At 43.1% G+C, this 12302-nt stretch carries 11 protein-coding genes; 5 read left to right on the top strand and 6 right to left on the bottom strand.

Features of this window, described 5'->3' with window-relative positions:
• Positions 1 to 110: 110 nt before the first annotated feature.
• Positions 111 to 2207 (bottom strand): methionine--tRNA ligase, encoded by a 2097-nt coding sequence (gene metG, locus CIK80_RS02555; RefSeq protein WP_095568749.1) that lies wholly within the window; start codon positions 2205 to 2207, stop codon positions 111 to 113.
• 354 nt (positions 2208 to 2561) lie between these two features.
• Positions 2562 to 3986, bottom strand: a complete 1425-nt coding sequence (locus CIK80_RS02550) for a GntP family permease (protein WP_095568748.1) — start codon at positions 3984 to 3986, stop codon at positions 2562 to 2564.
• Between the two features lie 386 nt (positions 3987 to 4372).
• Here CIK80_RS02550 and CIK80_RS02545 point away from each other — a divergent pair, with 386 nt between their 5' ends.
• The 5 genes from CIK80_RS02545 to dcd all read left to right on the top strand — a co-directional run bounded on the left by CIK80_RS02545 (position 4373) and on the right by dcd (position 8883).
• Positions 4373 to 5086: a CoA transferase subunit A gene (locus CIK80_RS02545; RefSeq protein ID WP_095568747.1), complete on the top strand. Its 714-nt coding sequence runs from the start codon at positions 4373 to 4375 to the stop codon at positions 5084 to 5086.
• Between the two features lie 78 nt (positions 5087 to 5164).
• Positions 5165 to 5794, top strand: coding sequence for a CoA transferase subunit B (locus tag CIK80_RS02540; RefSeq protein ID WP_062844211.1), 630 nt, complete (start codon positions 5165 to 5167; stop codon positions 5792 to 5794).
• Positions 5795 to 5939: 145 nt separating this feature from the next.
• The gene (locus tag CIK80_RS02535; protein ID WP_095568746.1) at positions 5940 to 6740 is read left to right on the top strand and encodes a 3-hydroxybutyrate dehydrogenase; all 801 of its coding nucleotides are present in this window, start codon (positions 5940 to 5942) and stop codon (positions 6738 to 6740) included.
• Between the two features lie 207 nt (positions 6741 to 6947).
• Positions 6948 to 8165, top strand: a complete 1218-nt coding sequence (gene apbC / locus CIK80_RS02530) for an iron-sulfur cluster carrier protein ApbC (RefSeq protein WP_095568745.1) — start codon at positions 6948 to 6950, stop codon at positions 8163 to 8165.
• Positions 8166 to 8307: 142 nt separating this feature from the next.
• A complete protein-coding gene (gene dcd, locus CIK80_RS02525) occupies positions 8308 to 8883 on the top strand; it encodes a dCTP deaminase (protein ID WP_087041241.1) in 576 nt (191 codons plus the stop codon).
• Positions 8884 to 8991: 108 nt separating this feature from the next.
• Here the strand turns inward: dcd and CIK80_RS02520 are convergent, their stop codons facing one another.
• The 4 genes from CIK80_RS02520 to CIK80_RS02505 form a co-directional block, all read right to left on the bottom strand.
• Positions 8992 to 9426 carry a ClpXP protease specificity-enhancing factor gene (locus CIK80_RS02520; protein ID WP_062844215.1) on the bottom strand — a complete coding sequence of 145 codons (435 nt, stop codon included), beginning with the start codon at positions 9424 to 9426 and terminating at the stop codon, positions 8992 to 8994.
• Between the two features lie 131 nt (positions 9427 to 9557).
• Positions 9558 to 10172 (bottom strand): glutathione S-transferase N-terminal domain-containing protein, encoded by a 615-nt coding sequence (locus CIK80_RS02515; RefSeq protein WP_062844216.1) that lies wholly within the window; start codon positions 10170 to 10172, stop codon positions 9558 to 9560.
• A gap of 197 nt (positions 10173 to 10369) precedes the next feature.
• Positions 10370 to 11086: a cytochrome c1 gene (locus CIK80_RS02510; RefSeq protein WP_095568744.1), complete on the bottom strand. Its 717-nt coding sequence runs from the start codon at positions 11084 to 11086 to the stop codon at positions 10370 to 10372.
• Positions 11086 to 12291, bottom strand: a complete 1206-nt coding sequence (locus CIK80_RS02505) for a cytochrome bc complex cytochrome b subunit (RefSeq protein WP_179288342.1) — start codon at positions 12289 to 12291, stop codon at positions 11086 to 11088. The genes CIK80_RS02510 and CIK80_RS02505 overlap by 1 nt, the downstream gene beginning before the upstream one ends.
• Positions 12292 to 12302 lie beyond the last annotated feature (11 nt).

Genomic DNA, 12302 nt, shown 5'->3' with positions numbered 1-12302 from the left:
AAGGCTTAATTTTTATTTATCTTGTTAAGCAGCCATAAAAAAACGGTCTATTTAGACCGTTTTTTTTCGTTCTTTAATTATTACTTACATCATTACTTAAGTTAACGTTTCTATGCGAGTACATCACCAACGACACAAGCATCAGGCAATGTGACGACTGTTAAACCCGTTTTTGGATTGCCAGTTGATAGCACCATGCCTTCTGAGACACCAAATTTCATCTTGCGCGGCGCAAGGTTGGTGACGCAAATCACCTTTTTACCAAGCAGCAGCTCAGGCTCATAAAATTTACGAATACCACTGAACACATTACGTGGCTTTTCTTCGCCAACATCCAAGGTGAACTGTAGTAGCTTATCAGCACCTTCTACGTGATTGCATTCTAAGACGTGCGCCACTTTCATCTCGACTTTGGTAAAGTCTTCGATACCGATATAGTCAGTCTGTTCAGTCTCGATGGGTGCAGGCTGCTGGTTTTGCTTAACTGGCGTACTGTCTTCGCTAGTCGCTGGTGATGCGGCTTGTGTCAACGACGCTTTTGAATCTTCTACCATCGCAGTGATGTCTTTTTCTTCAATACGCTGCATCAAGGGTTTGAACTTGTTAATTTTATGTCCAAGCAACCACTCGTTGCGGCTGGCAAAGCTTAAATCATCAATATTCAAAAACTCTTTGGCATTATTTGTTAGCTCAGGCAGTACTGGCGCAAGATAGACCATCAATTGACGGAAAATATTGATAGCGACCGAGCAAACGTCTTGTACTTCTTGCTCAGTGCCTTCCTGTTTCGCTAGTGACCACGGTTTTTTACCATCGATATATTCGTTAGCTTTGTCCGCACATTGCATGATTAAACGCATCGCACGTGAGAACTCACGATTTTCATAAGCCGCGGCAATCTCATCGCCAGTTTTGGTGATGTCTTCTAACAGCTCAGGCTCTACGCAAACCTCTGACAGCATGCCATCGTATTTTTTGACCAAGAAACCCGCGCTACGACTGGCAATATTGACCACTTTACCGACCAAGTCAGAGTTGACCTTTTGCATAAAGTCTTCTAAGTCAAGGTTGATATCCTCGACTTTGTCAGACAGCTTACTGGCAAAGTAATAACGCAGGTACTCAGGATGCAAGTGCTCAGCGTAAGTTTCGGCTTTGATAAAGGTGCCGCGCGACTTACTCATTTTTTCGCCATTGACCATCAAGAAACCATGAGCAAAAACGCCCGTTGGTGTACGGAACTCACTACCCGCAAGCATGGCTGGCCAAAATAGAGCATGGAAATAAACGATGTCTTTACCGATGAAGTGATAAACTTCAGTTTTGTGCTCGTTTTCTTGCATCCAGTAACGGTCAAAATCCAGCGCGTTTTCAGTACCTAGGCGTTTATCACATAGGTTTTTAAAGCTTGCCATGTAGCCGACTGGCGCATCGAGCCAGACATAAAAGTATTTGTCCGGCTCATCACTTGGCGTATCTGGAATTTGAAAGCCGAAGTAGGGCGCATCACGTGAGATATCCCAGCTGGCGAGTCCAGCATCAAACCATTCTTGTAGTTTATTAGCGACTGATGTTTGTAGACGATTGTCACTGCGTGTCCAGTCTTTTAAGAACTGCTCAAACTCAGGCAAATCAAAGAAATAATGCTTAGACGTTTTGAGCACAGGCGTTGCATCAGACAATGTTGAGTGCGGATCTTTCAGATCTGTCGCATCATAAGTGGTGCCACAAACTTCACAGTTATCGCCGTACTGGTCTGGTGAATCACACTCTGGGCAAGTTCCTTTGACAAAACGATCTGCTAGAAACAACTGCTTTTCTGGATCAAAAAGTTGCTCAACATCTTTTGTACTGATATGGCCAGCATCATTAAGGCGACGATAAATCAGCTCAGAGAATTGCTTGTTTTCTTCAGAATGCGTGGAGTGGTAATTATCAAAATCAATCAAAAATTTACTGAAATCTGCTTCGTGCGACGCTTTCACTGAGGCAATTTGCGCCTCTGGTGTTACGCCGTTAGCTTCTGCCTTGAGCATGATTGCCGTACCGTGTGCATCATCCGCGCAGACATAGGTGACTTGATGGCCTTGCGCTTTCATCGCACGTACCCAAATGTCTGTCTGAATATATTCTACAAGATGCCCCAAATGGATATGGCCATTGGCGTAGGGCAGCGCACTGGTTACTAGAATCTCACGCACTTTCATCACCTATATTTTTATATAAACGGGTTGGTTATCAAACGTTGTTAGCCATTTATGGCTATCAGACGCGATATTATCAATGCTAAAAACTTCCAAAAACGAAGAAAGTTTAAAAAGTGTGCCTATGATACCGTAATTCGACCACCTTTGTGATGTTCCTCTTTAATTAATACAGTAATTGACGCTATACAGCATAGGCATTATTTCTTACTTATTAGGCAGGGTTGATGGGCTTTAGTCGTTTTTATATTCGATAAAATTACTATAAAAAACCCACCTAGCAAGCTGCTAAGTGGGTTTTTTTGTTCGCATATAAATTTTTAATAACAGAGAAGCGCTGAAAAATTTACATGAATTTTAAAATGAGCCAAACATCGTTCCTAAGATAATAATAATGGTTACCGCTACTAATGGGATTATGATGGTGACCATTGCCAGATTTAGATAAGACTGCTTGTGTGTTAAACCACAGATCGCCAGTAAGGTAATGACAGCGCCACTGTGAGGGAGCGTGTCCAAACCACCCGCTGCCATGACGGCCACACGGTGCATTAGCTCAGGGTCAATACCTGCGTTTACCGCCATTCTGAGGTAGTCTTCTCCTAAAGTGGATAGAGCAATACTCAAACCACCAGAGGAGGATCCTGTGATACCAGCCAGCGTAGTCATCGCGACCGCTTCTGAGATAAGTGGATTGTCAGGCGTTAAGTTAAGGATACTATCACGAATGATAATAAAACCTGCCAATGAGGCAATGACGGCACCATAGCCCACTTCCGATGCGGTATTAAAAATAGGCAGCATGGAATCATAAGTACCACGGTTGATGGTTTTTTGTAGGTTGTTCCAATGCCCGATACGTAGCAGAATCAATACCACACAAGCTACGATCAAGGAGATAATAATCGACCATAATCCGAGTGAACCTGCGATATTCAAGTCTGGGAACTGGGTTTGTAGAGGGGTAAAATCCATCGACGGGAAAACCGCATACGTCAATAAGGCGTTTAGGGCGATAACCAGCACCAGTGGAATCATGGCAACGATAAATGACGTGTGCTGAGTAGTTAATGCTTCAGTTTTTTTAACTTCTTTTGTACTACTGCCAAGACTGCCTGTGTCTTCCTCATCATGCTGACCGTAGCCTTCACCTGCCGCATTGGCTTTTCTAGCGCGAGTCTGCAACCATAACCAGCCGCCAATAAACATAATAGTACCGCCGATGATGCCCAGTACAGGCGCAGCGAATACGTTGGTATTATAGTAAGGAATCGGAATAGCGTTTTGAATGGCAGGCGTGCCGGGCAATGCCGTCATGGTAAAGGTAAAAGAGCCCAAAGCAATGGCTGCTGGAATCAAGCGTTTAGGTATATCGGCGGCCTTGAATAGATCTTTGGCAATAGGATAGATAGCAAACGCTACGACAAATAATGACACACCGCCGTAGGTTAAAATCGCACAAACTAAAATAACGGCTAAAATTGCCTTACTGGCACCAAGCTTTTCAACCACTGTATTGGCAATAGCTGTGGCTGAGCCAGAGTCTGCCATCAAACGCCCAAATAGCGCTCCCAGCAAGAAAATCGGGAAAAATTTGAGCAAAAATCCACTCAGTGCGCTCATAAAGACGTCGGTATAGGCAGGAATACTACTTAAAAAATCCCCTGACAGTAATACCGCTAGTACCGCCATAATCGGTGCTAAAATCAACACTGAGTAACCGCGGTACGCGAAGAACATCAATAATAATAAAGTAATGATAATAGCAAATGTGCTAAACATAATCGCCCTCCTTGGCAAAGTTAAAGCATTGAGAAGGCAAAGCCTATGATCACAAGTCAACAGAATGGATAATAACAGACGGATTCACTGTGTATTGCTAAATAGCAATCTAGACTGATACGATGTTGACCTACCATATACTGAGCACTTCCTTTAGCTCGGACACCTGCAATCTTATTTTCTAGTCGCTGCGGGAATAATATGGTAAGTTATCATAAATATTCAATACATGATATATCGATATAAAGTGTATTAATATAATGTTAAGTATGGATAAAACTATGAATTGAGTATTGATAAAATTATTAGAAGTAACGGAAGAAAGCAAAAATCAATGATGATTGAGCAGCCTCAATAACAAAGAATAGACTTGCAAGGAGATAAGCATGAGTCAATCAAAAGTATATAGCAGTGCTAAAGAAGCGTTAAAAGATGTCGTAAGTAGTGGTCAAACGCTTGCTATTGGCGGCTTTGGTCTGTGCGGTATTCCCGAAGTATTGATTGAAGCACTGCGTGATAGTGGTGTAAAGGATTTGACCTGTATCAGTAATAACGCAGGTGTCGATGAGTTTGGTTTGGGATTGTTATTACAAACCCGTCAGATCAAAAAAATGATCTCCTCTTATGTTGGTGAAAATAAAGAATTTGAGCGTCAATACTTAGCAGGGGAACTTGAGGTAGAGTTGACACCGCAGGGCACATTGGCTGAAAAACTTCGTTCGGGCGGTGCGGGTATTCCTGCATTTTATACGGCAACTGGCGTGGGCACTCTTGTGGCTGAAGGTAAAGAGACGCGTGATTTTGATGGTCGCACCTATGTTCTTGAGCATTCATTACGTGCGGATGTGGCACTCATCAAAGCGCAAAAAGCAGACAAAGCGGGTAACCTCATATTTAATAAGACCGCTCGTAACTTTAATCCAGATTGTGCGATGGCAGGTAAAATTACCATTGTTGAAGTAGAAGAGATCGTAGAGGTTGGTACCTTTGATCCTGATGAGATTCATTTGCCAGGTATATTTGTGCAACGTATCGTATTGAACAGTACGCCTGAAAAGCGCATTGAAAAAACCACGACCAAAGCAGTCGAAGGCGCTTAGCGTTCTTAAAGTTATCGGATAGTACATTAAAATATTGCTAAATTAATAATAGAACATTGTAATAATAAGGAAGTTAACATGGCATGGACAAGAGAGCAGATGGCACAGCGTGCCGCAAAAGAGCTAAAAGACGGTTATTATGTCAATTTAGGAATTGGTCTACCAACGCTTGTGGCCAATTATATTCCTGAAGATGTGGATGTATGGTTACAGTCAGAAAATGGTCTGCTAGGAATTGGCGAGTTTCCAACCTTAGAGAACGTCGATGCTGATTTGATTAATGCTGGCAAACAAACCGTCACTGCAAAATCAGGGGCCAGTTATTTTAGTAGCTCAGAATCGTTTGCGATGATTCGAGGGGGTCATGTCAATCTTGCAATACTAGGAGCTATGGAGGTCTCAGAGCAAGGCGATCTTGCTAACTGGATGATTCCTAAAAAAATGGTCAAAGGCATGGGCGGCGCTATGGACCTGGTCGCTGGCGTACAGCGAGTGATCGTACTGATGGAACAAGTCAATAAACACGGCGAGCCAAAGATTCTTGCTAACTGTGAGCTGCCATTGACGGGTAAAGGCGTGGTGGACCGTATCATCACTGAGCTTGCAGTATTAGACGTCACAGCAAACGGCCTAAAGCTGGTTGAATTGGCAGACGGTGTTAGCTTTGATGAGTTGCAAGAAAAAACCCCTGTTAGCATTGCTCAGTAGAGATTGAGCGTTCAAACTCGTTACTTATTCTGATTTTATAGCCACTAGATTTTAGTGGCTTATTCACCTGCCTATTGCCTATTTGACCTTATGGTTCAAATACTATCATTCAACAAGCTTTCATCCATTTTATTAAGGAAAATATATGGCGACTCAATTAAAACAGGATTTGACGGGCAAGGTAGCTTTAGTTACTGGCGCAGCAAGTGGTATTGGGCGTGATATTGCTGATACTTACGCTCAAGCAGGGGCAGCGGTTGGCATCGCAGACATAAACATTGATGCCGCTCAGCAAGCTGTTGATGCTATCAAAGCTCGTGGTGGCAAAGCATTCGCCATCGCGATGGATGTGACGTCGGAAATCGCCGTTAACGATGGGGTGCAAAAATTGGTTGATACCTTTGGTAGTATTGATATTTTGGTCTCCAATGCAGGTATTCAAATTATTAATCCCATCCACAAAATGAATTTTACTGACTGGAAAAAAATGCTAGATATTCATTTGGATGGTGCCTTTTTGACTACTAAAGCGGCTTTGCAACATATGTATAAAGACGACAAGGGCGGCACGGTTATTTACATGGGCTCAGTACATTCGCATGAAGCATCACTATATAAAGCACCTTATGTGACGGCCAAACATGGTTTGCTTGGACTGTGCCGTGTACTTGCAAAAGAAGGGGCTGAGTATAATGTACGTGCGCATGTCATTTGTCCAGGATTTGTCAAAACGCCTTTGGTTGAGAAGCAAATTCCGCAACAAGCAGCTGAAAAGGGGATTAGTGAAGAATCAGTCGTTAACGACATCATGCTAGTAAATACAGTCGATAAGGAATTCACGACTGTCGATGATATTGCACAACTGGCCTTGTTTTTAGCAGCGTTCCCGAGCAATGTCTTCACTGGACAATCTATTGTTGCCAGTCATGGTTGGTTTATGAACTGATACCTTATTAATAAATGTCTGTTACTGGTGTCAAACCCCAAGGTCATTCCTACTGGCGTTGTGGTTTTTTTATGTCTGCAATTGAGCTACACTGTCACGAGAAAAGGTTTGGACAAAAGGCTTGTCAGCTATATCGTTGTTAATATTAGAGTAGTGCTTGATTTGTCTTGCCATACCAACCCACTTGTATAGGTAGTAACGGTAGCTATGTTTAATTTTATGAAGAAAAAAACCAACTCAGAACCTGAAACACCGCAACAAAAAGCAGAGCGAGATAGTGCCGTTGATAAAGTACTACTCGGTTATGAAATTGGTATGGTAAGTATCGCGACCATGGTCACAGGTCTTGAACGTAAGGGTGACCAGCTTACTTTGGATTTGCGCCTACCTCAAAACAGTCGCCCTGAAAGTATTCAACAGGAACTGGGACAACTTCTTCAACCGCATGGAATTAAGACCATACATATGAATGTACGTTTGCCTGCCCCAGAAAAAGGAGCAGGATCGACCTTACCAAAACCCATGCCAAAGACAACCAATGCCATGGATGATCAAAGCCATTCATCTGCAACCAACAATGCCAATGCTGAACCACCAATTACTAAGTCAGCACCAACACAAGCATCATTGTCGGCGCATCCACGCATACGTCATATCATTGTCGTGGCATCAGGCAAAGGCGGCGTCGGTAAATCAACCACGACCGTCAATCTTGCGCTAGCATTGCAAAAACTCGGCAACCGTGTTGGCGTGCTTGATGCAGATATATATGGGCCCAGTATGCCAACGATGTTGGGTGTAGATAGCGTAAAACCTGAGTTGGAAAATGAGCAATTCGTCCCTGTTAATGCGCATGGCTTAGCGATGCTATCGATTGGTAGCCTGCTGGATGGTGATAATACGCCTGTTGCTTGGCGCGGTCCTAAAGCGACGGGGGCCCTAATGCAGCTATACAATCAAACCAATTGGCCGCAGCTAGACTACTTGGTGATTGACATGCCGCCAGGAACAGGTGATATTCAACTGACATTGGCGCAGCGCATTCCAGTGACGGGTGCTGTCATTGTTACAACGCCCCAGCATGTTGCGCTACTCGATGCGCAAAAAGGCATTGAGATGTTTAATAAAACCAATATTCCTGTGCTTGGCGTGGTTGAGAATATGGCATTGCATACCTGTAGCAACTGCAATCATACCGAAGCCATCTTTGGTACAGGTGGTGGCGAACGAATCGCTGAGCAGTATCAGGTGCCTTTATTGGGTCAGTTGCCGCTCGCTAGTGGTATCCGTGCTCAAGTGGATAAAGGGGAGCCGAGCGTATTGGCTGACGATGAGTTTGCGTCATATTATGTGAACATCGCTAAAAATATCGAAACCAATATTGATAAATTTGCCAAGCCCGTTGATGACAAGCGAATTTTTTGAGGTTTGAAACGCTTAATTAAAAAATACGTTTATACAGAAAACTGTTTTATAAGCTCGTAAGGTTTTAAGTCATTGCGACCCTATAAATTGAGTCATCAATTCCGTATAATCGTCGCTACTAAATATTTGCTAAGGAATAACAATGTCTATCAAATCTGACCGCTGGATTCGTAAAATGGCCGAAGAGCACGGCATGATTGAGCCATATGAACCAGGTCAAGTACGTTTTAATGATGATGGCGAACGTTTGGTGAGTTACGGCACTTCAAGCTATGGTTATGACGTGCGCTGTGCCCCTGAATTCAAAGTATTTACCAACGTTCATTCAGTTGTCGTTGACCCTAAAAACTTTGATGAAAAAAGCTTTATAGATATTGTGGGTGACGAGTGTATTATCCCGCCTAACTCGTTTGCGCTAGCACGTACGATGGAGTATTTCCGTATTCCACGCGACGTATTAACTATTTGTCTCGGCAAATCAACGTACGCGCGCTGCGGTATCATCGTCAACGTCACGCCGCTTGAGCCTGAGTGGGAAGGACACGTCACCTTAGAGTTTAGTAACACAACCAATTTACCAGCGCGTATTTATGCGGGGGAAGGCGTAGCACAAATGTTGTTCTTCCAAAGTGATGCTGACGATGTGTGCGAGACGAGTTACAAAGATCGTGGTGGTAAGTATCAAGGTCAGCGCGGTGTGACGTTACCTAGAACGTAATGGATACATTGATGTCTTAATTCATTTACAGGTTTTAATTTGTTTAAAGACACAAGAAAAAAGCCAGCCATATCAAATATGGCTGGCTTTTTTCTTATAGGGAGCTGATTATTTTAGAACTTTTAAACCAGCTTTATTATCACGCTTAGGTTTAGGAGCGGCAGTCGTCTTTTTAGAAGTCGTTACTGAATCTTCTTCAGGCTGATAGTTTTCGTATTCATTCGGGTCAAAAAACATACCTTGCGAATTTTCTTTTGCATAAATGCCCATGACTGCTGTGAGTGGCACCCAAATCTCTTGTGATACACCGCCGAAGCGAGCACTAAAATTGATATAGTCATTTTCCATACTCATGTTACCAGTGGCACGGCTGGCAATATTTAGTACGATACGACCATCTTGCACATGCTCTGTTGGAATCTGTACGTTCTCAGCAGTGGCATCGACCATTAAGTACGGGGTAAGATCATTATCTTCTATCCATTGATATAGCGCGCGCACCATATAGGGACGGGTTGGAGTAATAGAGGTAATTTCGCTCATTGTTTGGCTTCCTATATTGATTGCATTAAATGATTACGGTTAAAGTAATGGTTTCAGTTTTGCGTTGATCTACCAAGGATTCATATTCTTTATTGTTTTTTATTTTAAGGCAGTGATGTCTAACTGTCTAATCAGCGCACACTTTTTTGAAAACTATCTCGCTCAAAAACCCGTTTCTGATACTCAAATAACGGACGACTAATAGCACGTGGCAATTCAATCTCCATCTCTTCGAGTCGCCATAATAAAGGGGCTAGCAAAACATCGCACCAACCAAAATCATCCGCCATAAAATAAGATTTATGAGCGAACAAAGGTGATAGGGTAATTAAAGAATCACTTAATTGTTTTTTAGCCATCGCTGCCTGCGCTTTATTGAAGCTATCCGGATGCGTCAGTAAGCGTTTACCAAGTGATAGCCAATCACGCTGAATGCGCCAAGCCAGCTGCCGGAACTGCGCGCGCTCTTGTGGTGTTTCAGGTAATAACTTATTTGTGTGGTAACGTTCTTCAAGATACTCAAAAATGACGTTGATTTCGTAGAGTGCAATTTCGCGCTGCTGCAAGACAGGCAAAGTATGATAAGGATTGAGCTCGGTTAAGTCTTCAGGACGCTCAGAGTGCAGGCGTGATAAATAGTAAGCAAGCTTTTTTTCTTCAAGTAATAGGCGTACCACATGACTGTCGTAGCCGTCATCAGCGTATAAAATTAGCTGACTGCTTGGTATGTCATTCGCATCAATCATGAAAGCCTAATGTTAGTAGTAAAGCCTGTCATCGTAAACAAAGTCGCCTTATTTATCAAGGTAACGTACGTAAACATTGCTTGTCAGCCCCTTATTTATCTACTTCTTTTATAAGATACGTGTTATTCAGGCACAAAAAAGGCACTACCAATGTAGTGCCCAATCTTATCTATAACATCTATATATTTAATATTTAGTTATTTTACGTCTTTCCAGAATTCTTTATTCAATAAGTAGACTGGGATTAGTAAAACAAGTAAGAATAAAATAACAAAGAAACCAATCACTTGACGGTCATGACGTGCTGGCTCTGCCATCCATGCCATAAAGTTAACTAAGTCACCAACCTCGCTTTGAAACTCTTCGGCACTCAACTGCTCTTGCATATTGTGTAATACATGAGGCATTGCTGCATTTTGTAGCACTAAGTTATTAGCGCCCCAAGGACGGCTTGGATCTTCATAAAACGAGAGTAGGTAAGTATATACCCAGTCATCACCACGCAGTCTTGTCTCCAATGATAAATCTGGAGGCGCTGCGCCAAACCATGATGCCTGTACTTCAGGGTCAATCTCAGCGTCGATATGGTCACCAATTTGGTCGGTCGTTACCATCAGGTATTTCTCGACCAGCTCTGGCGGTATCTCTAAGTCTTTAGCAATGCGAGAGTGACGAACATACTTGGCTGAGTGACAACCCGCACAGTAGTTCATAAAAGTTTTCGCACCGTTTTGTAGTGAGCCCTTATTGGTAAAATCAATAGGGGCAGTACTACAAGCTAAATGCTCTTCAACACCTTCAGCGTTCACGAATGTACCACATCCGTGACCACCAGCTGCCAATGCCGTACCAGTAGTCAAAGTTAATGCTGCACCTAAGCCTAGACCAGCTAAGGATTTAATTAGCGTGCTCATCAGTGACCTCCGGTAACGCGTTCTGGTGGCTGTTTACACTTCTCAATGGCAGTGTAGAACGGCATCAATAAGAAAAATAAGAAATATAGAACCGTGAATACACGAGACATGATGGTTGCCGTTGGTGTTGCAGGCGTCGCACCTAAGTAGCCCAACACGACAAAGCTAATGGCAAAGATAGTAAGTGCAATCTTAGATAAAATACCTTTATAACGCATCGAGCGTACAGGCGATCTATCTAGCCATGGCATTAAGAACAATACAGCAATAGCAGCACCCATGGCGATAACACCACCAAGCTTATCTGGAACCGCACGCAAGATGGCATAAAAGGGCGTGTAGTACCATACTGGTGCAATATGCGCTGGTGTTTTCAGGGAGTTGGCCGTCTCAAAGTTTGGTGGCTCAAGGAAGAAGCCGCCGCCTTCTGGGAAGAAGAATACCACTGCAAAGAAACAGATAAAGAAGACTACGATACCAACCATATCATGCACAGTGTAGTACGGATGGAACTCAATACCGTCTAATGGCACACCGTTTTTGTCTTTTAGCTTCTTGATATCGATACCATCAGGATTGTTTGAACCCACATGGTGTAGCGCCACAATATGCATAAACACCAAGCCCACCAATACTAATGGGATAGCAACCACATGTAGAGCAAAGAAGCGGTTTAGGGTAATGCCTGAAATAATATAGTCACCACGTACCCACTCAGCAAGACCGTCACCAATGACTGGTAGCGCTGCAGGAAGGTTCAAAATAACCTGTGCACCCCAAAATGACATGTTGCCCCAAGGGAGTAGGTATCCAAAGAAACCTTCTGCCATAAGCGCTAAGTAAATACCCATACCGATGAGCCAAATAAGCTCACGAGGTTTTTGGTATGAGCCGTATAGTAGCGCTCTAAACATATGCAAATACACTACGACGAAAAACGCAGAGGCGCCTGTCGAGTGCATATAGCGGATTAGCCAGCCGCCTTTTACATCACGCATAATGTATTCAACAGACGCAAATGCTCCTTCGGCACTTGGGTTGTACATCATTGTAAGCCATATACCGGTCACCAATTGGTTGACCAATACAATCATCGACAGCACGCCGAAAAAGTACCAAAAGTTAAAGTTCTTTGGTGCATAGTACTTTGACATATGGTATTCATAGGTTTCTGTCGCTGGAAAACGCGCGTCCACCCAGTGCATTAACTTTTTAC

The organism is Psychrobacter sp. JB193, from assembly GCF_002285555.1.
GTDB classification, from domain to species: Bacteria; Pseudomonadota; Gammaproteobacteria; order Pseudomonadales; family Moraxellaceae; genus Psychrobacter; species Psychrobacter alimentarius.
This window is presented reverse-complemented; position numbering and strand designations above follow the sequence as displayed.

What these genes read in the sequence shown, in the direction of transcription:
- metG (WP_095568749.1), bottom strand. Translation starts at nt 2,207, where the DNA reads ATGAAAGTGCGTGAGATTCTAGTAACCAGTGCGCTGCCCTACGCCAAT.
- CIK80_RS02550 (WP_095568748.1), bottom strand. Translation starts at nt 3,986, where the DNA reads ATGTTTAGCACATTTGCTATTATCATTACTTTATTATTATTGATGTTC.
- CIK80_RS02545 (WP_095568747.1), top strand. Translation starts at nt 4,373, where the DNA reads ATGAGTCAATCAAAAGTATATAGCAGTGCTAAAGAAGCGTTAAAAGAT.
- CIK80_RS02540 (WP_062844211.1), top strand. Translation starts at nt 5,165, where the DNA reads ATGGCATGGACAAGAGAGCAGATGGCACAGCGTGCCGCAAAAGAGCTA.
- CIK80_RS02535 (WP_095568746.1), top strand. Translation starts at nt 5,940, where the DNA reads ATGGCGACTCAATTAAAACAGGATTTGACGGGCAAGGTAGCTTTAGTT.
- apbC (WP_095568745.1), top strand. Translation starts at nt 6,948, where the DNA reads ATGTTTAATTTTATGAAGAAAAAAACCAACTCAGAACCTGAAACACCG.
- dcd (WP_087041241.1), top strand. Translation starts at nt 8,308, where the DNA reads ATGTCTATCAAATCTGACCGCTGGATTCGTAAAATGGCCGAAGAGCAC.
- CIK80_RS02520 (WP_062844215.1), bottom strand. Translation starts at nt 9,426, where the DNA reads ATGAGCGAAATTACCTCTATTACTCCAACCCGTCCCTATATGGTGCGC.
- CIK80_RS02515 (WP_062844216.1), bottom strand. Translation starts at nt 10,172, where the DNA reads ATGATTGATGCGAATGACATACCAAGCAGTCAGCTAATTTTATACGCT.
- CIK80_RS02510 (WP_095568744.1), bottom strand. Translation starts at nt 11,086, where the DNA reads ATGAGCACGCTAATTAAATCCTTAGCTGGTCTAGGCTTAGGTGCAGCA.
- CIK80_RS02505 (WP_179288342.1), bottom strand. Translation starts at nt 12,291, where the DNA reads ATGCACTGGGTGGACGCGCGTTTTCCAGCGACAGAAACCTATGAATAC.